Origin of the sequence: Solibacillus cecembensis (assembly GCF_050272495.1) — a bacterium.
Classification (GTDB): domain Bacteria; phylum Bacillota; class Bacilli; order Bacillales_A; family Planococcaceae; genus Solibacillus; species Solibacillus cecembensis.
The window spans coordinates 1-24,200 of the sequence record NZ_JBNNMF010000001.1 but is presented as its reverse complement, the minus strand read 5'-3'; the positions used below and the strand labels follow the sequence as shown (position 1 = coordinate 24,200).

The window sequence follows — 24,200 nt, the reverse complement described above, 5'->3', positions numbered from 1 at the left end:
TAAGTGCTATCGATTATAACATTTAATGAAACAGAACAGTGGAATACGACTGTAAAAACATTTAAAGACTATGATGTTTATTATCTTTCCAGCTATTTAAAGGCATTTAAAATTCATGGAGATGGTGAACCCATTCTATTCTATTATGAGGATGAAAATATTAGGGCTATTAATGCGGTTATGAAAAGAGATGTTGCAGCGGATGAAAGGTTTAATGGAAAAATAAATCCAAATACTTTTTATGATCTAACAACCCCTTATGGTTATGGTGGTTTTTTAATAGAAGGAAATATAAAGGAAGAGAGTTTGCAAGTATTGAACAAAGCATACAGCTCTCTATGTATGGAAGAAGGAATTGTTAGTGAATTTGTTCGATTCCATCCAGTGCTAAATAATCGGGAACATGTAAGTGGGATGTATGAGATATCCGATCTTGGTAAAACAATTACTTGTTCATTATCTTCACTAGATGACATTTGGAATAACTTAAATACGAATAAAAAGAGATGGGTAAAAAAGGCTGCAAAATCTGGAGTAGAAATATTCTGGGGAAGAAGTCCAGAATTATTTAGTGAATTTAGGTGTATGTATAATAAGACGATGGAAAAAAACAACGCAAAAAAATACTATAATTTTGATGGGGATTTTTATGACAGCGTACTTCTTGATATGCCATATAATTCGTTAATTTTTTATGCGTCATTTGAAAAAAGAAAAATAGCAATGGTTTTAATAACATTTGGAAACGGGCAAATACACCACCACTTATCTGCATCGGACGTAGAGTTTCAATATCTTGGCCCAACAAATCTACTAATGTATGAAGTAGCATGCTGGGGGAATATGAATGGCTTTAAAACCTTCCATCTAGGTGGAGGAGTCGGAAGTAAAGCAGATAGCCTTTATGAATTTAAACAGGGCTTTAATAAAAATTCTGATACGACTTTTTCAATTGGTAAGAAGATATTTGATGAAGAAAAATATAATTATTTAATGAAAATTAGAAATGGACAATCTCATTTCGATGAATCGGAAGTATTTTTCCCACGTTATCGATTATAGGTGGTGTTAAATAAATGAAAATACTATTTTTATCAATTAGTGGCTTTAATATTATAGAAGACAAAGGAATATACACAGATTTGATCAGACAGTTTAGAGATAATGGCCATCAAGTGTATGTTGTAAGTCCGAGAGAAAAACGATTGAATAAACCTACTCAATATGTCATAGAAAGTGGTGTACATTTTCTTCGGGTGAAAATAGGGAATATAACGCAAAATAATTTTATTGAAAAGGGCATTTCGACAGTATTGATTGAAGGACAATTTTTGAGAGCGATTAAGAAATATTTTAAGGATGCAATTTTTGATTTAATCATTTATTCAACCCCACCCATTACATTTGAAAAAGTAATAAGTTATTTTAAAAAAAGAGATAACGCAAAAGTATATTTATTACTTAAAGATATTTTCCCGCAAAATGCTGTGGATTTAAATATGTTTCATAAAGGTAGTTTTATTTATAAGTATTTTAGGGCGAAAGAAAAAAAGTTATATAAAATATCAGATTTTATTGGCTGTATGTCACAAGCAAATGTAGATTTTATACTGGAAAATAATCCGAATATTAATTCAAATAAAGTTGAGTTATGTCCGAATAGTATCGAGGTTTTAACGATAGATCGTGACGAGAACCGAATAAAACTGATTAAGAACAAGCATAATATCCCTTCTGATAAAACGGTATTCATCTATGGCGGCAACCTTGGTAAACCTCAAGGAATTGATTTTCTAATCCAATGTTTGAAAGAAAACAAGTTAAATGATCAAGCCTTTTTTATCATAGCGGGGTCCGGGACAGAATTTAACAAGCTCAAACATTTCTTTGATATGGAGCAGCTAACAAATGCGCGGCTGTTAGAAGAATTACCAAGAGATGAGTATGAAATTTTAGCAACTTCTTGTGATGTCGGATTAATCTTCCTTGACCATCGATTTACAATTCCAAATTTCCCATCGAGATTACTTTCCTATATGCAGGCTTCCATGCCGGTGTTAGCAGCAACAGATTGTAACACAGATATTGGACAAGTAATGGAACACGGTCATTTTGGTCTATGGTGTGAGAGTAATAATGTAGAGCAATTTAACCAAAAGGTAAATCAATTATTTGATCCGCAATTAAGAGAAATAATGGGGATAAATGCTAGAACTTATTTAGAACAAAATTACACAGCCAAACACTCCTATGAAATCATAATGAAGCATTTCAAATAGCTGAAAAGAGGTTATTCCATGTTTTATAATAAAACCTTATTAATTACGGGTGGTACGGGTTCTTTCGGAAATGCCGTTATGGAAAGATTTTTGGACACAGATATAAAAGAAATTCGCATATTTTCTCGTGATGAAAATAAACAGGATGTTATGAGGAAAAAGTATAACAACGATAAGCTCAAATTTTATCTTGGGGATGTACGGAATATAGATAGTATAAAAAATGCTATGCATGGTGTTGATTATATTTTTCATGCGGCGGCATTAAAGCAAGTTCCATCATGTGAATTTTTCCCCCTTGAAGCTGTAAAAACGAACATTTTAGGGACAGAAAATGTATTAAATGCTGCTATTGAGTATGGTGTAAAAAAAGTGATTTGTCTCTCGACGGATAAAGCAGCATACCCGATCAATGCAATGGGGATCTCGAAGGCTATGATGGAGAAAGTTTTTATCGCAAAATCCAAAACAGTTCCTCAGGATAGAACACTAATTTGTGGCACGAGATATGGGAATGTAATGGCTTCACGAGGATCGGTTATTCCATTATTTATTGAACAAATTAAGAGCGGTCAGTCATTAACGATAACAGATCCTAATATGACGAGATTTCTTATGAGTCTAGAAGAGGCAGTTGAATTAGTCTTGTTTGCATTTGAACATGGCAAATCAGGAGACGTAATTGTACAAAAATCACCAGCTAGTACAATTGGGAACCTTGCTCAAGCTTTGAAGGAGCTATTTAATGTCGACAATGAAATAAAAATTATTGGAACGCGGCATGGAGAAAAACGATATGAAACGCTCCTTACAAAAGAAGAGTTTGTAGTGGCTGAAGATTTAGGTGGATTTTATAAGGTCCCTGCTGATCAAAGAGACTTAAACTACAATAAGTACTTTGCAGAAGGGAATCCAGAAATTTCGATTATCGAAGAATACAATTCGGATAATACAACGCAATTATATATAGAAGAAATTAAAAAAACATTACTGCAATTAGACTATATTCAAGCAGAACTGAAAGAATGGAATAAAAGTATGCATATTATGAATTAAGAAAGGAATGGATAGATGAACATTCTTGTTACAGGAGCAAAAGGGTTTATAGGTAAAAATCTGATTGTAGAACTTAAAAATCAAGGGTTTAATCAAATATTTGAGTATACAAAAGATAGCAATCCCGCCCTTCTTGAAAAATATGCAATGGAATGTGATTTTGTATTTCATTTAGCTGGAGTAAACAGGCCTGATAATGAAAATGACTTTATAGAAGGAAATTATCATTTTACTTCTCAATTGCTGAACTTATTAAAAAAACATGAAAATAAAGCACCAATTGTCGTAACATCCTCTATCCAAGCTGAATTAGATAATCCTTATGGCAAAAGTAAAAAGGCAATGGAAGATTTGTTACTTCAATATGAACAGGAATTAGGTGTGCCAGTTTATATTTATCGATTATCAAATATATTCGGTAAATGGAGTAAACCAGATTATAACAGTGTCGTCGCTACATTTTGTTATAACATTGCGAGAGGTTTAAATATTCAAGTACACAATCCAAATACGGAGTTAACCCTGTGTTATATCGATGATGTGTTAGAAGAATTTTTAAGAGCATTAAATCGAATGCCAACACTACAAGGCGAATACAGTGTTGTTACAGCAACGCACAATATTACACTCGGCAATTTAGCGAGTGTAATAACAAGTTTCAAGAATAGCCGAACGAATTTAAGCATCGCTAATATGGATGATGCGCTCACGAAAAAGCTCTATAGTACGTATTTAAGTTTTTTACCTGTGGATCAATTTTTATATGACTTAAAGATGAATCTCGATAGCCGTGGCTCATTTACAGAATTTATTCGAACACCTAGTAGAGGACAAGTTTCCGTTAATGTATCCAAGCCAGGTATTACAAAAGGAAATCACTGGCATCATACAAAAAATGAGAAGTTTTTAGTTGTTAGCGGTGAAGGCTTAATACGATTTAGGAAATTAGACTCCGATGAAATTATTGAATACAAAGTGAATGGAGAAAAGCTTCAAGTTGTTGATATTCCTACTGGATATACACACTCCATTGTTAATGTAGGACATACGGATCTTGTGACAGTGATGTGGGTAAATGAGTGCTTCGATCCAGTAAAGCCTGATACGTACTATTTGGAGGTATAAACTTGGAAAAATTAAAAGTCATGACAGTAGTGGGGACGAGACCGGAAATTATAAGGTTGTCAGCAGTATTGAATAAATTAGAACAGTCGAATGCAATCGAACATACACTTGTCCATACAGGGCAAAACTATGATTACGAACTGAATGAAGTTTTTTTCAAAGACTTCCAATTAAAAAAGCCCGATTTTTTCTTAAATGCAGCTACTGGAACGGCAACAGAAACAATAGGAAACATTTTAAATAAAATCGACCCAGTAATAGAGGAAGTGCGGCCAGATGCATTTTTAATATTAGGAGATACGAACAGTTGTTTATGTGCAATTGCTGCGAAAAGAAGGCAAATACCGATTTTCCATATGGAAGCAGGTAATCGATGCTTTGATCAGCGCGTACCAGAAGAAACAAATCGAAAAATTGTCGATCATATTGCAGATATTAACTTAACATATAGCGATATCGCAAGGGAGTATTTATTAAGGGAAGGACTTCCTGCAGATCGGATTATTAAAACGGGTAGCCCAATGTTTGAAGTGCTCCAGTCGAAAAAAGAGGATATTGAGAAATCAGATGTATTACAAAGACTAGAGCTTGAAGAAGGAGAATATTTTGTCGTTTCTGCTCATCGTGAAGAAAACATTAATAATCAGAGAAATTTCATGGATTTAGTTGAAAGCTTAAATGCAATTGCAGAAAAATACCAGCTTCCTGTTATTGTGAGTACTCACCCAAGAACGCGAAAAATGATTGAAACGATGGAAATTGAATTCAATCCTCTTGTAAAAACATTGAAGCCTTTAGGGTTTAATGATTATGTAAAGCTCCAAATGAAGGCAAAAGTAGTGCTTAGTGATAGTGGAACGATTAGTGAAGAGTCATCCATCCTTGGATTTAAAGCACTTAATATTAGGCAGGCTCATGAAAGACCGGAAGCTATGGAAGAGGCATCGGTTATGATGGTAGGGCTGAAGAAGGATCGAGTAATTCAAGGGCTAGAAATAGTAGAAATGCAGGAGAAAAATACTTTAAGAGTAGTAGAAGATTATGCAATGCCAAATGTCTCAGATAAAGTATTAAGGATTTTATTATCATATACAGATTACGTGAATCGGGTTGTCTGGGGGAATACTTATTCATGAAAATTATCGTCTTTAATGTCCCAGCAAGTACAGGTGGTGCATTATCCATCTTAAAGGATTTCTATGAAGAAGTTATACAAAATGCTGATCAGGACATTGAGTGGATATTCGTATTAAGTGAGCCTTTGCTAAATGAAACAGAAAATGTAAAGGTACTGAGATTTCCTTGGATTAAGAAGAGTTGGTTTCATAGATTGTTTTTCGACCAATTTATTGCACCTAAATTAGTGGGGGAATTTCAGCCCGATAAAATATTTTCACTACAAAATATGATGATACCGAAAGTGAAAACGGAGCAAATCGTTTATTTGCATCAATCTTTACCTTTCGCGGACTATCGATTTAATTTTATCGAAAATAGAACACTATGGATTTACCAAAATGTTCTTAGTCGATTTATTTTTAAATCCATACGTAAATCCCAAAAAGTGATTGTTCAGTCGAATTGGATTAAAAAAGCTTGTATCGCAAAAACGGATGTTCAAGAGAGTAAAATAGTAGTAATTCCTCCTAAAGTGCCCCTGCATATAAAAAAATACTATGAAGAAAGTGAGCGTAACCTCGCCACCTTTTTCTATCCTGCGGGTGCAGACTTTTATAAAAATCATCGTCTGATTGTCGCAGCTTGTGAGCAATTGTTAGGTTATCAATTTGATGTGATTTTTACCCTTAGAGGAGATGAAAATAAACATATAAAAGCACTTTATAGGAGGGTACAAGAATTGAAGTTACCCATCAAATTTATAGGTGCGATTGAGAGAGAGAAGGTTTTTGAGTACTATTCAAAATCAATATTGATTTTCCCTTCCTATGTGGAAACATTTGGGTTACCTTTACTCGAAAGTAAGCTGCATAAAGGAATAATCCTTGCAGCAGATACCCCTTTTTCCCATGAAATACTAGATGATTATCCAAATGCATACTATTTTAATTGTTTTAATAGTGAAGAGTTAAAGCATTTAATGCAGAAATGGTTGGATGGAGATCTAAGCTATTTAGGTGAATTTGAGTATATAATTCAAAAAGAAAAATTATTAATCGGAAATCTAGTATATTCCAATTGAATGTATGCGAGGGATAAAAAATATGGAAGTTTTATTTTTAGGAAGTGTTATTAATACAAAGGATTGTACAAAATATATTGGACCATCAGTAGCAGGAAATAAAATGCAAATTGGAATCATTAAAGGATTATCGAAACGATTTAAAAATAAATTAACAGTTTTCACGCAAGTGCCAATAGGAGCCTTTCCTAAAGAAAAAAAAATATGGCTAGGAAATGGAAAAATACATTTAGTAGACAATACTGAGGGACATAAAATACCATCTATAAACATATTAATTTTAAAGCAACTATTTTTTATTATCAATACATGTATAATGCTAGTCAATTGGAGTATTAAAAATAGGAACGAAGAAAAGATAATCTTGACATTTAACGCCTTTCTAATGATTTCATTGCCCGTTTTACTAGTAGCAAAGATATTTAAAGTAAAAAACGTCTGTATTTTTGCAGATCCACCGATCGATGTAGAACAGAGAGGGGCCATTGGGAGAATAGTGAAAAAGATAGAAAATGTGATTACTACATTTTCTATCAAAAAATACGATGGCTTAATTGTTTTAAATGAGAAATCAATTGAAAAATATGCCCCATCATCTAAATATATATTAATTGATGGGGGGGTTGACTTGGACGATTGTCCAGCTAATCCCCCTGGAGGACAATGGTTAACGACAAAAACGGAGGATGTCATTACTGGTGTATTTAGTGGGGCTCTATTTGAGTACAACGGAGTAAAAAATTTAGTTCTGGCAATGAAATATATAAAAAGTGATAACTTCCATTTGAAGATTTACGGAACAGGACCGCTTGATGAGTATATTAAAGAGGCTACAAGTTGGGATAATAGGATTAAATTTATGGGGAATATTTCGAATGATAAAATACTAAAAGTGCAGCAAGAGGCAGGGATTTTAATAAATCCACGCAAGGTGAATGATGCCATTAGTTTATATACTTTCCCATCAAAGATGATTGAATATTTTTTAAGTGGTACACCTGTAGCGACAACAAAATTAAATGGGCTTACAAAAGAGTACTTTGACAATTCTTTTGTTTTTCAAGATGAATCGCCTGAAGAAATAGCACGAACAATTGATTATATAATGTCACAAGATAAAGCTGAATTAATAAAAAGGGGAACGTCGGCGAGAGACTTTATTGTAAATAATAAGAATTGGGATAAACATTGTCACGAAATTGCGCACTTTTTAAAAAACATTAACATAGGTGAACACAAATACTAAAGTATATAAGGTAATAATGGGAGATGAAATATTGAAAAAAAAAATACTGTTTATCTATCCTGAACTTATGTTTGGTGGGAGCACTACTAGTTTAATCTCATTGTTAAAAATCATTGATTATAATCAATATGAAGTAGATATAGTCTTGTATAGAAATAAAGGTGAATATTTCGGAGATTTGCCAATACAGGTGAATATTTTACCGGAAGTATCTATTTTTACAAATACGTTTTATTCTCGTTGTAGAAAAATATGGAGCTTTATCGTTAGTGGTATATTTCTTAAAGCTATTTCTGCGGAACTATTTTATAAAAAAAAATTAGGTTTTAATCACCAAATTATGTCACAGTTTCACTCTAATCATTCCAGAAAAATAAAAAAGAACTATAATATTGCAATCGGGTATTTAGAGATGTGGGCAGATTATTACACGTTAGAAAAGGTCTCGGCACATAAAAAAGTAATTTGGATTCATATAGATTATTTAATTACAGGTCTTATTCCTTCATTAGATTATAAAAGTTTTCAAAAGGCAGATAAGATTGTCTGTGTTTCGGAAAGTTGCTTATTAAATTTTAATAAGGCATTTCCAAACCTTTCGCATAAAGTAGTTGTTTTTGAGAATATTTTATCTTCCGACTATGTAAAGAAAAGGGCGACGGATGCAATCGATTATAATAGTAACTTAGAAGACTACAATGGCATTAAATTAGTAACAGTATGTAGACTAACCATACATACAAAAGGAATAGATCGATCGATAGCGGCTGCTAAAAAGTTAAAGGAAGAAGGATACAACTTCAGATGGTTTATTATTGGAGATGGTGAAGATTACACATTGTTGGAGGATATGATTAAGAAAAAAAATTTAAAAGATACATTATTTTTATTAGGCGAAAAAAAAAATCCATACCCGTTAATTCAGAAATGTGATCTATATGTTATGGCATCTAGACGAGAAGGGAAGCCAATGGCAGTAACGGAGGCGCAAATTTTAGGATTACCGATTATTGTTACAAATTATGCATCTGCAATAGAACAGGTAAGGAACGATGTGGATGGAATTATAGTAACTAATAATGATGAAGGTATCTATGAAGGAATTAAGAAAGTGCTAGATTGTCCACAGTTGATCGATAAATACAAAAAAAATTTAACTAAAAGAAAATTAGGGAATGAAGCAGAAATAGAAAAATTTTACTCAATCATAGATTAAGTAATGGGGTATATATATGGAAAAAACAATGACTTTAAGTAGTTTTAATATAAAATTAGCCGATGTATGTATAGGTATTATTTATGTAGCGCCGTTATTGGTAGTACTAGGTCCAAATTTTTCATATATAAGTTCCATTATCATTATAAGTCTAAGTATTATTTTGTGGAGATCACATAGATTTTATCGCATATTACCTGTATTTATATTCTTTAGCGGTCAATTAATGTTGCCAGGTGATATTTCAGCATACCGAGTTTTTACTTTTTTGCTATTTTTAAAATTACTATATTTGAAAAAAACCTCTATTGAAAAGAAACATCTTTTACCACTTATTATTACGTTATTGTATGGTGTTGCAGTTGTCTTATATTTTGATGTTACCCTTAGTTTTATTATTATTTTTGAAATAGTATTAATATTACTATATATTTCAATGTTTATAAGAAAAAACTTTCATGAATTTTTTACTTACTATGTTACAGGGGCGCTAATTTCATGTGTATTTGGATGGATGATGCAAGAACGAGCAATAAATGCATTAATTAGCATTGATAATGAATGGGTAGAAGTTTCCAGATTTTTAGGGAGTTTACCAGACCCAAATTACTTTGGCTTTTTTATTAATATTGCAATTTTCTCCATAATACTACTAAATATTTTTAAAAATACCCAAATTAAAATAGTTATATTAATTTTATTGTATGTAAGTCTATTTGCTACATTAAGCATTACGGGAATTTTATGTAATCTATTATTACTAGGCATCTATTTTATTTTAAGTGATCAGGTGAAAAAAAAATACGTCTTAACTATGTTACTCGTTGGCACATTTCTACTTTTAAATGTAAATACTATTGCCAATGCAGATTATCCTGTAGTGAGCGATGTAGCGAAAAGAATTCAAAGCCAATTATCTTTTGGTGAAACGAAAGACTTTTCTTCGTTAACCTCTGATCGAACGGATATTTGGATTATTCATTTTGATTATTATCTACAGCAGCCTGTGCATAAAATATTATTCGGTGGGAACTACTTAACGGACTATGGTTTTGAATCAAAATTTAAGACGGTTTCGCACCAGGCCTATATCGACATGCTGTTGAATTTTGGATTAATAGGAACACTTCTAATGCTTTTCTTTTTCTTTCATATGGCATTATATTATTTTAAAAAATTTAAGATAGAAAGTAATGAGAAATATTTATTACTCTTCATCATAAAGGTCATATGGGTATTTTATGCTTTTGGATTGAGTATGTTTCCGACGTGGGGGTTTAATCTATTTTTCTTTTTGTAGTGAAATATTAGATTAACATCGATTGGTATGGTGGCTATTAGAGAAGAAGAGGTGTGGTAATTTGAAAAAACTATTAATGCTTGGTGGTGCTAAAACCCAAATTCCAGCCATTAAAAAAGCGAAAGAACTGGGATGCTATATTATCATTTGCGATATAGATGAGAATGTTCTAGGAAAGCAATATGCTCATGAATATTACAAAATAAGTGCTTCAAACAAAGAAGCTGTATTAAAGTTAGCAGAGTCTCTTCAAATTGATGGAATAGTTTGTTATGCCGCTGATTCAGGAGCACAAACAGTAGCATATGTTGCAGAAAAATTGGGCTTGCCTTCACATCCATATAAATCTGTAGAAATTTTAACGAATAAAGATTTGTTTAGAGAGTTTCAAAAAGAAAATCATTTTCATGTTCCAAAAGCAAAAGGATTTAATTCATTTGAAGAGGCTAAAGCTTATATTCATCATTTTAAGATGCCCATCATGATAAAACCAGTCGATTCTTCGGGAAGTAGAGGTGTTTCAAAAATTGATTCATTAGAACAACTAGAAGAAAAAGTGGGAATTGCTTTGAGCTTTTCAAGTTCTAAACGATTTATTATAGAGGAATATATAGAAAATTACGGTCCGCATATGGGTGGGGATGGATTTTCTGTAGATGGGAAACTGGTATTTCGCTGCTTTTCTAATGAATATTTCTCAACAGATTGCTTAAATCCATTTGTTCCGGTCTTAACAACCTGGCCGTATGTTATGCCAAAATACATTCAAAGAAAAATTCACAATGAAATTCAAAGGGTATTAGATTTATTAAATATGAAAACAGGATCCTATAATTTCGATATACGAATTGATGATAATGAAAATGTCTATCTTATTGAGATATCACCTAGAAACGGTGGAGATTGGAACCCTGAAGCAATCCAATATGCAACTAAAATTGATTTAATTGAATATACAATTAAAGCGGCTATAGGTGAAGATTGTAGTGATGTGAAGATGGTTGAACCTACAGGATATTGGGCAACTTATGTACTAAACAGTGAAAAAAGTGGGGTATTTAATGGTTTAGAAATACATGAAAGTTTTTTAGAAAAAAATATTGTGGAGTATGAATTATTAGTTAGCCCGGGGGATCGAGTATCAGAGCTGTCGGGATCTCACGAAAAAATTGGGTTAATGTTACTTAATTTTTCTACTGAATTAGAGATGTCTGAAAAAATGTTTAATTTAAAGGGATTAGTGAAATTAAAGGTTAATAATCTAATAGAGAATGAGATGAAAATATGAAAAAACTATTGATTCTTAGTGGTGATCCATATCATATACCGTTTATTAAAAAGGCAGTAGAAATGGGTTTTTATACCATTACATGTGACTTTTTTGAAAACAATCCAGGGCATAAATTTGCACATGAGTATCACAATGTTAGTTTTATGGATAAAGAGGCAGTTTTAGCTTTAGCGAGAGATTTAAAAATTGATGGGATTACTTGTTTTGCTGCGGATGAAGCAATGACGACAGTTTCTTACGTTGCTGAAGCGTTAGGGTTACCATCATATCCGTATAAGTCTATTGAAATAATCAATAATAAAGATTTATTTAGAGACTTTTTAAGAAATAATAACTTTAATGTTCCTAATGCAAAAGGATATAGCTCATTTGAACAGGCTAAATCTGAATTCCATAATTACAAGCTTCCAGTGATGATAAAACCAGTGGATTCATCTGGAAGCAGAGGGATTTCAAAAATTGGTAACTTTGAATATCTTGAAGAAAAGATAGAATATGCTTTAAGTTTCTCAAAAGCTAAACGTTTTTTAATTGAGGAGTATATTGAGAAAAAGGGATATCAAGTTGGAGGAGATGGATTCTCAGTTAATGGTGAATTTGTATTTCGGTGTTTCTCAAATAATCATCTAAATAATACCTATTTAAATCCATTTTTACCGTTAGGGGGTAGCTGGCCGAGTATATTACCCGAACATATACAAGATAAAATCCATGATGAAATTCAAAGGCTGCTGAATTTACTTAATATGAAAACAGGTCCATACAATTTCGATATTCGAGTAGATAAAAATGATAATGTCTTTTTTATTGAGATGGGCGCAAGAATTGGAGGGAATTTGATACCTCATATAACAAATTGTGCAACAGGCGTAGATTTAATTGAATATACGATTAAAGCAGCTTTAGGTGAAGATTGTAGTGATTTAAAAATGGTCGAACCAAAAGGGTATTGGTCATGTTATATAGTTAATAGTCAGAATAGTGGGATATTTAAAGGCGTCAAATTTGATAGTGAGTTTGAGAAAAATAATGTTGTGGAATATGAACTCTTTATAAAACCAGGAGATCGTATATCTGCTTTTACAGGGGCAGATAAGAAATTAGGTTCAATGGTGCTAAAGTATTCTTCAAAAGAGGAAATGATAGAAAAAATGGACAATATGACAGATTACGTAAAGGTCATATTTGAGGATTCTTTAGTAGAAAAATAACCTGCTTCCCAATCTTTAAAATTTCTGTTCGTTCTTTTTAAGATTACTTATTTTTGGGTGTAAAGTGTTTAATTATCGAGTGTTGATCCACCTGTACTACTACATCACCCGCTACCCAGCGATAATATGCAACTCTTCACAGCCTTTTGCCAAACTAGCTCCATTTTGATTCGCTTCTTGAATCAAAATGGAGCTAGTTTTTTCGACCCTCAGTTCAACTGTTTTGCTTGATTAATCCCCCGTGTAACCTAGCAGGGGGGATATTAGTTAATAGAGTTTTGAATAAATTTCAAAAATATTAGGTGGTAAACTTTGCATTTTCGATGGGTTAATTAAGAATATAGTAAGTTTTTAATTCATATAATTTAGTAATAAAGGGGAAATATAATTTTGTATAAATTCCTAAAAAGGAGTATGTAACCCAAATGGAAAAGGTATTAGTGAGTATTCACTGTCCCGCATATAATCATGAAAATTATATAGCAGATGCTATTGATAGTTTTATAATGCAGCAAACAGATTTTAAGTATGAAATATTAATTCATGATGACGCTTCAACGGATCGAACGGCAGAAATTATTAAAAAGTATGAGAAAGAATATCCCGAATTAATAAAACCAATCTATCAAACAGAAAATCAAAAATCAAAAGGAATATCAATAACCCAGTTGAATCTTCAAAGAGCAAAAGGGAAATATATTGCTATTTGTGAGGGGGATGACTATTGGGTAGATCCTCAAAAGTTACAAAAGCAGATAGCCTATATGGAAAACAATCCACAATGTAGCCTATGTGTTCATGCTGGTTATGTAGTAACGGCAACTGAGAAAAAATTAGAATCGTATAATCGTCCAAATAAAGGGGATAAAATTTATACTGTTGAAGACGTGATTGAAGGTGATGGAGGTCTTTTTATTACAAATTCAATGATGTTTTTAACAGGGTTTGGCTTAAATAGACCAAATTTTTTTGAAGTGGCTCCAGTAGGTGATTATCCGTTAGCAATAAATTTGTCATTGCTTGGAAAAGTTTATTATATGGATGAATTTATGTCGGCTTACCGAGTGGGAGTGAATGGTTCTTGGACAGCAAGGAATTTATCTAATATTGAAAAAAGGAACAAACATTTCGATAGAATAGCGCTTATGCTCGATGAATTAAATGAATATACAAATTATCAATATAGTGATGTGATAAAGAAAACTAAAAGTTATAACCGATTTAACCTTCTATTTGAGCAGCGGAAGTATAAAGAAGCTAAAACAGGGGAATTTAGAGAATTTTATAAAAAACTCGGTTATAAAAGAAAAGTAATTATATTGATAAATCAATATTTACCGGATGTATCCAATACTTTGAAATACTTCAAAAGGATATGGTTGAAATGGGCAATGAAGTAACAAAATCTAAAGTTATTGTTTCTCTCTTATGGAAACTAATGGAGCGTGGAGGCACACAAGGGATTCAGTTTATAGTGATGATTATTTTAGCAAGGATTTTATTACCAGAGGAGTTTGGTTTAATTATTCTTGTAACCATTTTTATTGCAATTGCGGGAGTGTTTGTACAAAGCGGATTTAATACAGCACTTATTCAGAATAAAGACGTAAATGAGATTGATTTTTCATCTGTTTTTTACTTGAATTTATTTGTTGCAAGCCTTCTGTACCTCCTTCTTTTTTTTACTGCACCATTGATAGCGACATTTTTTGAACAACCCGATTTCATGACGGTTCTTCGAGTTCTTTCCTGTACATTGTTTTTGGGAGCTTTAAATTCCATTCAATATGCAATCATTGAAAAAAAAATGCAGTTCAAGAAACTATTCTTAATTAGCTTAGGTGCTAATGTCGTTTCGGGTATAGCAGGTATTTGGATGGCCTATGATGGATTTGGTGTTTGGGCATTAGTTGGACAGCAATTAATAAATCAATTAATGCTTACACTATTTTTGTGGTACGCCGTTATGTGGAGACCACAGCTACTCTTTTCAATAGAAAGAATTAAAATATTATTTTCATTTGGATGGAAGTTAATGGCTTCAGCATTGATTGATGTGCTTTATTCGAATATCCGAAATGTATTGGTTGGTAAAATATATAGTCCAGCGATACTTGGTTTTTATAATAGAGGGGATCAATTCCCTAGTTTACTTGTTAGTAATATTAACGGTTCCATACAGTCCGTAATGCTTCCAACTTTATCATCCTATCAAGATGATAAACAACGCGTAAAAGAGATTGTGCGCCGAGCGATTGTCACGAGCGCATTTATTATATTTCCAATGATGGTTGGATTAGCTGTAATTGCCGAGCCACTTGTTAAGATTTTATTAACCGAAAAATGGCTTCCAACTGTTCCGTTCTTACAAATCTTTTGTCTTGTATATGCTTTATGGCCAATTCATACAGCAAATTTACAAGCGATTAATGCTTTAGGTAGAAGTGATACTTTCTTGAAATTAGAAATTGTTAAGAAATTAGTAGGACTTATTATTTTAGGTATTAGTTTACCATTTGGAGTTCATGCGATGGCTATGGGTATTTCTATTAGTGGCATCCTCTATACGTTTATTAATGCCTATCCCAATTTAAATTTATTAAATTATAGTATACAAGAACAATGGAAAGATGTACTTCCATCTTTACTTATTTCGATAATAATGGGTTCAATAATCTATCCAATTCAGTGGTTCGAAATGTCGGATATGTTAACTGTTATCATTCAAATCGTAACGGGAGTCGTTCTATATATTGGCTTAGCAAAAACATTCAAACTAGAGTGTTTTACTTATCTATTAAAAACGATTAAAGAAATGGTTGATAGAAAGAAAAGTACTGTTGTCAAAGAGCTTTATTAATATCAATTATGTCAATATTACGGAGGTTTTTTGAAATGAAAAAACTATTAATGTTAGGTGGTTCACCTTCACAAGTTGTAGCAATTAAGAAGGCGAAAGAGATGGGGTATTATGTTATAACATGTGACTACCTTGAAAATAATCCAGGCCATCAATTTTCAGACGAGTACCACAATGTAAGTACAGTAGATAAAGAAGCTGTATTAGCATTAGCAAAGTCATTACAAATAGACGGAATTATTTGTTATGCGGCAGATTCTGGGGCGCTAACAGTAGCCTATGTTGCGGAACATTTAGGCTTACCAGCCTTCCCATATAAATCTGTTGAAATCCTGTCTAATAAAGAATTATTTCGCTCCTTTTTAAAGGGAAATAACTTTCACGTTCCACGAGCTAAAGGATATTCTACATTAGAAGAAGCAACTTCAGATTTTTATAACTTTAAATTGCCTGTAATGATTAAGCCAATTGATGCTTCAGGTAGTAAAGGGGTTTCTAAAATAGATTCGATTGAACTCCTTCAGGAAAAGGTAAATGAGGCTTTACGTTTCTCAAGAGCTAAACGTTTTATTGTAGAAGAATTTATAGAGAAATCTGGATTTCAAGTTGGCGTAGATTGTTTTTCTATAAATGGTTGTCTTGTATTTTCTGGAATTGCGAATCACCATTTTGAAACGAAACTTTTAAACCCATTTCTTCCAATAGGAAAAAGTTTTCCAACGAATATGGCTATGCATCTGCAAGAAAAAGTTCGCAATGAAATTCAAAGATTAATTGATTTATTACATTTAAAAACAGGCAATTGTAATGTAGAAGTGCAAATTGATTGTGAGGATAATGTTTATATATTAGACATAGGTGTACGAAACAGTGCTGACTTAACTGAAGTAATCAATCATGTACAAAAAATGGACTTAATCGAATATACAATTAAGGCTGCGTTAGGGGAAGACTGTAGTGATTTAATGATGGATGAACCAAAAGGATTTGGCTCTAGTTATGTAGTTATTAATGAAAAAAGTGGGCTATTTAAAGGGATCGAATTTGAAAGCGAGTTTCAAACAAATAATATTGTGAAATGTGAAATGTTTGTCAAATCAGATGATCAGTTAATAAAATCTGATGAAAAGCTGGCGAGATTAATACTAGAATTCCCTTCTCATATCGAAATGTTAGATAAAATGGAAAATATATCTAATTTGATAAATATCAAAATTGAAGAAAGTATTTTGGAAAATATTCCAACTACCTAATATTTATAAATACCAACGCACAGTAGGGCTCTAGGAACGATGATATTGAGGTATTCATCAGTGATTGACACGTTAGATGAGATAGATACTATGTCCAGCTTAATTAATGGAATGGTTAAAAGTCCAAACGTTAATAATAGCACAGGATAAAAAGGGTGGGGACCTATGAAGCAAATCCAAGTAACGCAATCATCAATGCCCGACTATGATACATTTTGTGAAGAAATTAAGGTTTTGTGGGATAATCGCTGGCTCACGAATATGGGGGATAAGCATGAGCAATTAGAAATGCAGTTGGAACAGTATTTAAATACGCCGAATGTGACGTTATTTTCAAACGGGCATCTAGCATTAGAGTATGCAATTGCTGCATTTAACCTTTCAGGAGAAGTGATTACAAGTCCATTTACTTTTGCATCCACAACCCATGCTATTGTTCGAAATGGGTTAACACCAGTATTCGGTGATATTAATCCACATAATTATACGCTCCAAACGGATACTCTTGAAAGTTTAATAACAGAAAAGACATCTGCTATCATTCCTGTTCATGTTTACGGAAATATTTGTAACGTTAAGGAAATTGAAAGAATAGCGAAAAAGTATAATCTTAAAGTTATTTATGACGCAGCTCATGCTTTTGGTATATCTGTTGATGAACAAGGGGTTGCAAATTTTGGTGATGCTTCAATGTTCAGTTTCCACGCTACAAAAGTCTTTCATACAATTGAAGGAGGTGCCTTAACCTTTGCTGACAATAGTATGAAGAGGGTAATAAATAGTTATAAAAATTTTGGTATTACTGGTCCAGGAACCGTAGAATATATTGGTGGTAATGCAAAAATGAATGAATTTCAAGCGGCAATGGGTTTATGTAATCTTAAAATAATTGATCAAGAAATTGAGAAAAGAAAGAGAGTATTTGAGAGATATATTGATCATCTTGGTGATACGAAAGGAATTAAATTATCAATTCCTCCAGATGGTGTAAGTAGCAATTATGCTTATTTTCCAATCGTATTTGATGGTTATACTTTATCAAGAAATGAAGTTTACGAGCAACTAAAAAAACATAATATTTATTCACGCAAATATTTCTATCCTCTTACTAATAATCTTCAATGCTATGAGGGGAGATTTACTTCAGAATCAACTCCAGTAGCTAACTTTATAGCAAATAGAGTTTTAACACTTCCTCTTTATGCAGATTTACAACTTGAAGAAGTCGATAAAATTTGTTCAGTTATTAAAGCAAATGTGCCAATTTATAAATAGTAAATGTTGAAAGGATGTTGAAAATAAAAGTAGCTTTAATGCAACCTTATTTTTTCCCGTATCTTGGTTATTTTCAATTAATACATGCGGTAGATGAATTTATAGTTTTTGATCAAGCACAATATATCCGTAGAGGCTGGATGAATCGAAATCGAATATTAAATGCACAGAAAGACAGTGTTTTTATTAACGTCCCTGTCATTAAGGCCCCTAGAGATACAAAAATTAAAGACATTACTATTAATAACACTATGAATTGGCAAGAGGAAATTTTCCATCAATTATCCTATTATAAAAACGCTCCATATTATAAAAATGTTTTAGAGTTCTTGAATGAATGTTTAATAAATAATAGCGGTAATTTAAGTGAATTTAATACATCCCTTCTAAGAGAAACGTGCGCACTATTGAATATAGAAACAAATATAACCATTTTATCGCAAAGATTCCCTAATATTGATCGTGCCGATGCAGCCGATGAGTGGGGGATCATAGTAAGTAAAGCATTGAATGCTACTGAATATATTAATGCAATTGGTGGTAAAGAGTTTTATAGCCAACAGAAATATAAAGAGAATGGTTTGGAAATAAAGTTTATTAATCCAATACTAACTCCATATGAACAATATAAAAATAATTTCACACCTGGTCTTTCAATCATTGATGTAATGATGTTTAACGACATAAATAATATTAAAGATATGTTAGAGACTCGAGAAGTGATTGGATGAATACAGCTGTGTGAAAAGTCTTAGCTCCTTAAGCTATGTCAGACGAATTTGTAGGAACATTTAACTCCTAGATGAAGAGGTGTATATCGAATGAAAGGAATTATTTTAGCAGGGGGGTCTGGTACTCGACTTTATCCTCTGACGAAATCTATTTCTAAACAAATGTTACCCATTTACGATAAGCCGATGATTTATTATCCGCTGTCTGTATTAATGCTTGCAGGTATAAAAGAAATCTTAATTATTTCTACTTCTCGAGATATTGGAGGGTTTATGGAGCTATTGGGAGACGGCAGTAAGTTAGGAATAAAATTTGAATATGCTGTGCAAGAAAATCCTAATGGTTTAGCAGAGTCCTTTATTATAGGGGAAGAATTTATCGGTGACTCTACGGTTGCATTAGTTTTAGGTGATAATATTTTCTACGGTTCTAATTTAAGCGATCGTTTAAAAGAAGCGGCTGCTTTAACCGCAGGAAGTATTATATTTGGTTGTTATGTTAATGATCCGAGAGCTTACGGCGTAGTAGAGGTAGATGAACAGAGAAAGGCCGTTTCAATAGAAGAAAAACCTGAAAAACCCAAATCATCCTACGCTGTTCCAGGTTTATATTTTTTTGATAATAAAGTAGTGAATATTGCAAAAAACGTAAAGCCTTCAGCTCGAGGGGAAGTAGAAATTACTTCTATTATAGATGTTTATCTGCAAAGAGGAGAATTAATGGTTGAACTTACAGGGCGAGGTTTGGCGTGGTTAGATACAGGCACTCATGAATCATTACTTGAGGCTTCGAATTTTGTAGAGGCTATACAAAAAAGGCAGGGGCTATATATTGCTTGCATTGAGGAAATAGCATTTAGAAGAGGATATATAACAAAGAAACAGTTATTAGATCTTGCAGAGCCTCTTATGAAGACGGAATACGGTAAATATTTGGTGGAAGTTTCACATTCCTTCAACAACTCTCATGTGACAATGTAGAGTTTTTTTATTTCAGTTGAATACGTTCGAAAGAGGTGAGTCAGATGATAAAGAAAAAAATTCTTGTTACTGGTGGGGCAGGGTTCATCGGAGGAAATTTTGTTCAGTATATGGTCGAAAAGTACCCAGAGTATGAAATATTTAATGTTGACGTATTAACATATGCAGGGGATTTAACGAAGCATCAGGCTATAGAAAAACAAGGGAATTATCATTTTGTTAAAGCGGATATTGTGGAGCAAGATGTGATTCATTCTCTTTTTGAAAAAGAAAAGTTCGATTTTGTCGTCCATTTTGCTGCCGAAAGTCATGTGGACCGCTCTATTACAGATCCTGGAATTTTTGTTCAAACCAATGTCATAGGTACACAAGTCTTATTAGAGGCTGCAAGGAGAGTTGGGATTACGAAATTTGTTCATATATCAACAGATGAAGTATATGGGGAGTTGGATTTTGATCCGACAACCTTTTTTACAGAAGATACACCATTAAAACCAAATAGCCCATATAGTGCAAGTAAAGCATCCTCTGATTTATTAGTTAGGGCCTATCACGAAACATATGGTTTACCCGTTAATATTACGCGCTGTTCGAATAACTATGGACCTTATCATTTTCCTGAAAAGTTAATCCCTTTAACGATTTCTCGTGTATTAACTGATGAAAAGGTTCCTGTATATGGGGAAGGGCAAAATATCCGAGATTGGTTACATGTTTTTGATCATTGCGTGGCGATCGATGTAGTATTGCATAAAGGTGTTGGTGGTGAGGTTTATAATATAGGGGGAAATAATGAGCGGACCAATTTAGAAGTTGTAAAAACAATTATTCAAGCGTTAGGGAAATCTGAAGAACTAATTGAATTTGTCGAAGATCGTTTAGGCCATGATAAGCGTTATGCTATTGATTCGACGAAGTTAAAACAATTAGGCTGGAATCCTTCCTTTACATTTGAAACAAGAATTATTCAAACAATACAATGGAATATAGAGAACGAGGAATGGTGGAAGCAAATTATTAGTGGGCAATATCAGACATATTTCAACAAGCAATATTCAATATGATTTTTTTAGTAGTCTGAGACCTAAGTGAAGAAGGGGTCAGACTTTTTGTGTTTATAGCAACAGATTATAAAAAGTGAGAAGTAATGATAGAGAGAAATGACGCATATAATAGAGAAGCTCAAAAATACCAAAATGCTACTAACGCTTACTTCATTAACTTATAAACTTATTGAATTTCCAGTGAAGGTACAAGGGGGAATATTATTGGAAGAAACGATCAGTCTACAAGAAATAGTAAAAATAATAAGAAAACGATTATTGCTAATTATTATCTTAACTATTATTACTGTTGGAATTACTGCAGGAATTAGCTTATATGTATTGACCCCGATTTATAAGGCACAAACGCAAATTTTAGTGAATCAAAACAATAATACAAATGAAGCATATTCTTGGTCGCAAATGGAAACAGATTTACAATTAATAAATACGTATAATGTAATCATTACAAGCCCAGTCATTTTAATCCCTGTAATTGAAAAGCTTGGGTTAGATGTAACACCAGAAACATTAATGAACCAAATTTCAGTGTCGAATGAAAGTGATTCAAAAATTGTAAATATCACTGTTGTGGATTCAAAACCATCTCAAGCTGTAGAAATTTCAAATACGGTGGCAGATGTATTTAAAGAGAAAATTCCGCAATTGATGAGTGTCGATAATATAAATATTTTATCTTCAGCGAAATTAAGCGAAAATCCTAGCCCTATAAAACCAAATAAAATACGTAATATAGCGATTGCGGTAGTTATTGGTCTAGTGTTGGGCATTGGGTTGGCATTTCTACTCGAACTTTTAGATACAACGATAAAGAGTGAGAAAGATATAGAGGATCTTTTGGATTTACCGATCATGGGGGTAATTGGGTCAATCGCTAAAGAAAAAGTAAGCAAATCTACCTTTATGTCACGTAGGATTAGGAGGAACTAAAATGTTTGGGCTGAAAAATAGAAAGTTAGAAAAAAAACGAAAACTTGCAAAGATGGCTCGAAAACTTGTCACGGTTTCAGATTCAAAATCAATTATTTCAGAGCAGTTTCGTACGATTCGCACAAATATCTCGTTTTCTATGCCGGACAAAGAGTTAAAAACGATTTTAGTTACCTCTTCAACACCTGGTGAAGGGAAGTCAACAATTGCAGCGAATTTAGGCGTTGTCTATGCGCAAGAAGGTAAAAGAGTATTAATTATTGATGGTGATTTGCGGAAACCGACATTGCATCAAACATTTAAAAGGTTTAATAAAGCGGGTCTATGCGGTGTTTTAGCCAAAAAAGTTCCATTTTACGAAGCGATACAAGAGACAACTATTGAAGGGCTAAATATCATGACGAGTGGTCCTATTCCGCCAAACCCAGCGGAATTACTTTCTTCAAAAGCGTTGGATATATTGATTCAAGATGTAAAGAAGGATTATGACATCATTCTATTCGATGCACCGCCATTGTTAATTGTATCAGATGCACAAATATTGTCGAATAAATGTGATGGTACGCTTTTAATTGCTAATACGGGTAGTGTCGAAAAAGAGGTTATCGTAAAAGCGAAAGCAATCTTGGCTAGTTCTCAAGCAAATGTTCTAGGTGTTGTATTAAATAACTATGTATTTCCTCGTCATCAGCAATACGATGGCTATTATAGTTACGACGAATAAATTTGCTCGGTTTTCTAGATTTAGTTAGTATGCATTACGCTAAGCGCGCAATATATTTTTAGCAAAAGTTGTAGAACGGCAACTTTCGAAGTCTATTTCTTTTTCTACGCACATACAATAGGCTACGGACAATAAATACGAGTGTCCTAACATAAAAGAGGAACCATATGAGGAGGAATAGCTGTGGATTCATTAAAAGTATCATCACGTTCTAATCCAAATTCTGTTGCAGGTGCATTGGTAGCTGTCATTCGAGAACAAGGATATGCGGAAATGCAAGCAGTCGGTGCAGGGGCACTTAATCAAGCGGTGAAAGCAGTTGCCATAGCAAGAGGGTTTGTTGCACCGAGCGGCACGGACTTAATTTGCGCACCAGCATTTGCAGATATTAAAATAGCAGGTGAAGATCGAACAGCACTTAAGCTTCTCGTAGAAAAACGTACCCGATAATCTGAACGGGTCGTCTACTCGTTAGGCCACTTGTTTTATTGGATAATAAAGTTTTATCATGACTTTGAATAAAAAAGGCGCTTTTTTCGTTTGAATTTATAGAATTTTCAAATTACAAAAAGTAGTTAAAAAAATGGGGTAATTACAGTTTACATCTTAACAATAAATTAATTTAAAATAGGGGGAAATAATTGTGGATTCATTAAAAGTATCATCACGTTCTAATCCAAATTCTGTTGCAGGTGCTCTCGTTGCGGTCATTCGAGAACAGGGCTATGCTGAAATGCAAGCGGTAGGAGCTGGAGCTTTAAATCAAGCAATTAAGGCGGTTGCGATTGCACGAGGCTTTGTTGCACCGAGTGGAACAGATTTAATTTGTGCACCAGCATTTGCGGACATCACAATTGGTGGGGAAGATCGTACGGCACTCAAACTGCTTGTTGAAAAAAGAACCCGTCAAGCCAGTCATAACTAATTAAAAAGCACTTATGCAAGGGGATATTTATTCCTATGCATAAGTGTTTTTTTTACGGAGAAAAAAGTTTGTTCTTATAGTAAGGGCTAACATAGTAGTTCAAATAGATAAACTTTAAAAAGGGAACTATAAAAGAGTGATTTCGTTTACATTAAAAAGCGACCGTTTCAATTTGAGAACGGGACTGACCCCAAAAATATAGACAAATAAAAAAAGCATCTTCGATTGAATTCGGGTTTAGATACCTAAAATTCAACTAGGGGGTGTTTTTTTATGGGAACAAGAGTTAGTTATCCTTACGAAGTGAAAATGAAGGCTATTGAATTGCGATTAGCGGGTGTATCAACGAAACAGGTTTTAATGGAATTAAATATTCGGAATAAAACCCAAGTGGAAACATGGATGCGTTGGTATAAAAACGGAGAGATTCATCGATTTGAACAACCTGTAGGTAAACAGTATACCTTTGATAAAGGACCAGAATATGAGAATGAACAAACAAAATTAGAAGTGGAAAACCGTTATTTAAAGCA

The 24,200-nt window shown here is 33.0% G+C and carries 22 protein-coding genes and 1 pseudogene; all 23 read left to right on the top strand.

The genetic code is table 11. From position 1 onward, the window contains the following. The first annotated feature begins 3 nt into the window (after positions 1 to 3). Positions 4 to 1,062, top strand: a complete 1,059-nt coding sequence (locus tag ACQKIH_RS00115; protein ID WP_427762751.1) for a GNAT family N-acetyltransferase — start codon at positions 4 to 6, stop codon at positions 1,060 to 1,062. Positions 1,063 to 1,076: 14 nt separating this feature from the next. Continuing rightward, positions 1,077 to 2,279, top strand: a complete 1,203-nt coding sequence (locus ACQKIH_RS00110) for a glycosyltransferase family 4 protein (RefSeq protein ID WP_427762750.1) — start codon at positions 1,077 to 1,079, stop codon at positions 2,277 to 2,279. A gap of 18 nt (positions 2,280 to 2,297) precedes the next feature. Continuing rightward, the gene (locus ACQKIH_RS00105) at positions 2,298 to 3,335 is read left to right on the top strand and encodes a polysaccharide biosynthesis protein (protein ID WP_427762749.1); all 1,038 of its coding nucleotides are present in this window, start codon (positions 2,298 to 2,300) and stop codon (positions 3,333 to 3,335) included. A 15-nt stretch (positions 3,336 to 3,350) separates the two neighbouring features. After that, on the top strand, positions 3,351 to 4,460 hold the full coding sequence (locus tag ACQKIH_RS00100; RefSeq protein ID WP_427762748.1) for a polysaccharide biosynthesis C-terminal domain-containing protein: 1,110 nt from the start codon (positions 3,351 to 3,353) through the stop codon (positions 4,458 to 4,460). 2 nt (positions 4,461 to 4,462) lie between these two features. Continuing rightward, on the top strand, positions 4,463 to 5,596 hold the full coding sequence (gene wecB / locus ACQKIH_RS00095) for a non-hydrolyzing UDP-N-acetylglucosamine 2-epimerase (RefSeq protein ID WP_427762746.1): 1,134 nt from the start codon (positions 4,463 to 4,465) through the stop codon (positions 5,594 to 5,596). Continuing rightward, complete coding sequence (locus ACQKIH_RS00090) at positions 5,593 to 6,660, top strand: glycosyltransferase (RefSeq protein ID WP_057986862.1); 1,068 nt, start codon at positions 5,593 to 5,595, stop codon at positions 6,658 to 6,660. Before wecB ends, ACQKIH_RS00090 begins: the two co-directional genes overlap by 4 nt. Before the next feature lie 22 nt (positions 6,661 to 6,682). Next, complete coding sequence (locus tag ACQKIH_RS00085) at positions 6,683 to 7,906, top strand: glycosyltransferase (RefSeq protein WP_427762744.1); 1,224 nt, start codon at positions 6,683 to 6,685, stop codon at positions 7,904 to 7,906. 31 nt (positions 7,907 to 7,937) lie between these two features. Then, on the top strand, positions 7,938 to 9,122 hold the full coding sequence (locus ACQKIH_RS00080; RefSeq protein ID WP_427762743.1) for a glycosyltransferase: 1,185 nt from the start codon (positions 7,938 to 7,940) through the stop codon (positions 9,120 to 9,122). Positions 9,123 to 9,138: 16 nt separating this feature from the next. Continuing rightward, the gene (locus ACQKIH_RS00075) at positions 9,139 to 10,422 is read left to right on the top strand and encodes an O-antigen ligase family protein (protein WP_427762742.1); all 1,284 of its coding nucleotides are present in this window, start codon (positions 9,139 to 9,141) and stop codon (positions 10,420 to 10,422) included. 61 nt (positions 10,423 to 10,483) lie between these two features. Then, entirely contained in the window at positions 10,484 to 11,710 is a 1,227-nt protein-coding gene (locus ACQKIH_RS00070; protein ID WP_427762740.1) for an ATP-grasp domain-containing protein, read from the top strand. Continuing rightward, complete coding sequence (locus ACQKIH_RS00065; protein ID WP_427762738.1) at positions 11,707 to 12,924, top strand: ATP-grasp domain-containing protein; 1,218 nt, start codon at positions 11,707 to 11,709, stop codon at positions 12,922 to 12,924. The genes ACQKIH_RS00070 and ACQKIH_RS00065 overlap by 4 nt, the downstream gene beginning before the upstream one ends. 425 nt (positions 12,925 to 13,349) lie before the next feature. Continuing rightward, positions 13,350 to 14,324 (top strand): glycosyltransferase family 2 protein, encoded by a 975-nt coding sequence (locus ACQKIH_RS00060; protein WP_427762736.1) that lies wholly within the window; start codon positions 13,350 to 13,352, stop codon positions 14,322 to 14,324. After that, complete coding sequence (locus ACQKIH_RS00055; protein ID WP_427762735.1) at positions 14,309 to 15,784, top strand: lipopolysaccharide biosynthesis protein; 1,476 nt, start codon at positions 14,309 to 14,311, stop codon at positions 15,782 to 15,784. Before ACQKIH_RS00060 ends, ACQKIH_RS00055 begins: the two co-directional genes overlap by 16 nt. Before the next feature lie 35 nt (positions 15,785 to 15,819). Next, positions 15,820 to 17,037, top strand: a complete 1,218-nt coding sequence (locus ACQKIH_RS00050; RefSeq protein WP_427762734.1) for an ATP-grasp domain-containing protein — start codon at positions 15,820 to 15,822, stop codon at positions 17,035 to 17,037. 165 nt (positions 17,038 to 17,202) lie between these two features. Then, a complete protein-coding gene (locus tag ACQKIH_RS00045; RefSeq protein ID WP_057986842.1) occupies positions 17,203 to 18,312 on the top strand; it encodes a DegT/DnrJ/EryC1/StrS family aminotransferase in 1,110 nt (369 codons plus the stop codon). Positions 18,313 to 18,329: 17 nt separating this feature from the next. Continuing rightward, positions 18,330 to 19,043 carry a WbqC family protein gene (locus ACQKIH_RS00040; RefSeq protein WP_057986840.1) on the top strand — a complete coding sequence of 238 codons (714 nt, stop codon included), beginning with the start codon at positions 18,330 to 18,332 and terminating at the stop codon, positions 19,041 to 19,043. Positions 19,044 to 19,133: 90 nt separating this feature from the next. Then, positions 19,134 to 20,024 carry a glucose-1-phosphate thymidylyltransferase RfbA gene (gene rfbA, locus ACQKIH_RS00035; RefSeq protein WP_427762732.1) on the top strand — a complete coding sequence of 297 codons (891 nt, stop codon included), beginning with the start codon at positions 19,134 to 19,136 and terminating at the stop codon, positions 20,022 to 20,024. Between the two features lie 44 nt (positions 20,025 to 20,068). Continuing rightward, a complete protein-coding gene (rfbB, locus tag ACQKIH_RS00030) occupies positions 20,069 to 21,088 on the top strand; it encodes a dTDP-glucose 4,6-dehydratase (protein WP_427762731.1) in 1,020 nt (339 codons plus the stop codon). Positions 21,089 to 21,292: 204 nt separating this feature from the next. Next, positions 21,293 to 22,018, top strand: a complete 726-nt coding sequence (locus ACQKIH_RS00025; protein ID WP_427762729.1) for a YveK family protein — start codon at positions 21,293 to 21,295, stop codon at positions 22,016 to 22,018. A gap of 1 nt (position 22,019) precedes the next feature. Further along, entirely contained in the window at positions 22,020 to 22,742 is a 723-nt protein-coding gene (locus ACQKIH_RS00020) for a CpsD/CapB family tyrosine-protein kinase (RefSeq protein WP_057986832.1), read from the top strand. Positions 22,743 to 22,925: 183 nt separating this feature from the next. Then, positions 22,926 to 23,192 (top strand): stage V sporulation protein S, encoded by a 267-nt coding sequence (locus tag ACQKIH_RS00015; protein ID WP_057986830.1) that lies wholly within the window; start codon positions 22,926 to 22,928, stop codon positions 23,190 to 23,192. Positions 23,193 to 23,385: 193 nt separating this feature from the next. Next, positions 23,386 to 23,667 (top strand): stage V sporulation protein S, encoded by a 282-nt coding sequence (locus ACQKIH_RS00010; protein ID WP_057986828.1) that lies wholly within the window; start codon positions 23,386 to 23,388, stop codon positions 23,665 to 23,667. 273 nt (positions 23,668 to 23,940) lie between these two features. Continuing rightward, positions 23,941 to 24,200: pseudogene (locus tag ACQKIH_RS00005) on the top strand (IS3 family transposase); the annotation flags it as partial.

What these genes read in the sequence shown, in the direction of transcription:
- ACQKIH_RS00110 (WP_427762750.1), top strand. Translation starts at nt 1,077, where the DNA reads ATGAAAATACTATTTTTATCAATTAGTGGCTTTAATATTATAGAAGAC.
- ACQKIH_RS00105 (WP_427762749.1), top strand. Translation starts at nt 2,298, where the DNA reads ATGTTTTATAATAAAACCTTATTAATTACGGGTGGTACGGGTTCTTTC.
- ACQKIH_RS00100 (WP_427762748.1), top strand. Translation starts at nt 3,351, where the DNA reads ATGAACATTCTTGTTACAGGAGCAAAAGGGTTTATAGGTAAAAATCTG.
- ACQKIH_RS00090 (WP_057986862.1), top strand. Translation starts at nt 5,593, where the DNA reads ATGAAAATTATCGTCTTTAATGTCCCAGCAAGTACAGGTGGTGCATTA.
- ACQKIH_RS00085 (WP_427762744.1), top strand. Translation starts at nt 6,683, where the DNA reads ATGGAAGTTTTATTTTTAGGAAGTGTTATTAATACAAAGGATTGTACA.
- ACQKIH_RS00075 (WP_427762742.1), top strand. Translation starts at nt 9,139, where the DNA reads ATGGAAAAAACAATGACTTTAAGTAGTTTTAATATAAAATTAGCCGAT.
- ACQKIH_RS00065 (WP_427762738.1), top strand. Translation starts at nt 11,707, where the DNA reads ATGAAAAAACTATTGATTCTTAGTGGTGATCCATATCATATACCGTTT.
- ACQKIH_RS00060 (WP_427762736.1), top strand. Translation starts at nt 13,350, where the DNA reads ATGGAAAAGGTATTAGTGAGTATTCACTGTCCCGCATATAATCATGAA.
- ACQKIH_RS00055 (WP_427762735.1), top strand. Translation starts at nt 14,309, where the DNA reads ATGGGCAATGAAGTAACAAAATCTAAAGTTATTGTTTCTCTCTTATGG.
- ACQKIH_RS00050 (WP_427762734.1), top strand. Translation starts at nt 15,820, where the DNA reads ATGAAAAAACTATTAATGTTAGGTGGTTCACCTTCACAAGTTGTAGCA.
- ACQKIH_RS00045 (WP_057986842.1), top strand. Translation starts at nt 17,203, where the DNA reads ATGAAGCAAATCCAAGTAACGCAATCATCAATGCCCGACTATGATACA.
- rfbA (WP_427762732.1), top strand. Translation starts at nt 19,134, where the DNA reads ATGAAAGGAATTATTTTAGCAGGGGGGTCTGGTACTCGACTTTATCCT.
- rfbB (WP_427762731.1), top strand. Translation starts at nt 20,069, where the DNA reads ATGATAAAGAAAAAAATTCTTGTTACTGGTGGGGCAGGGTTCATCGGA.
- ACQKIH_RS00020 (WP_057986832.1), top strand. Translation starts at nt 22,020, where the DNA reads ATGTTTGGGCTGAAAAATAGAAAGTTAGAAAAAAAACGAAAACTTGCA.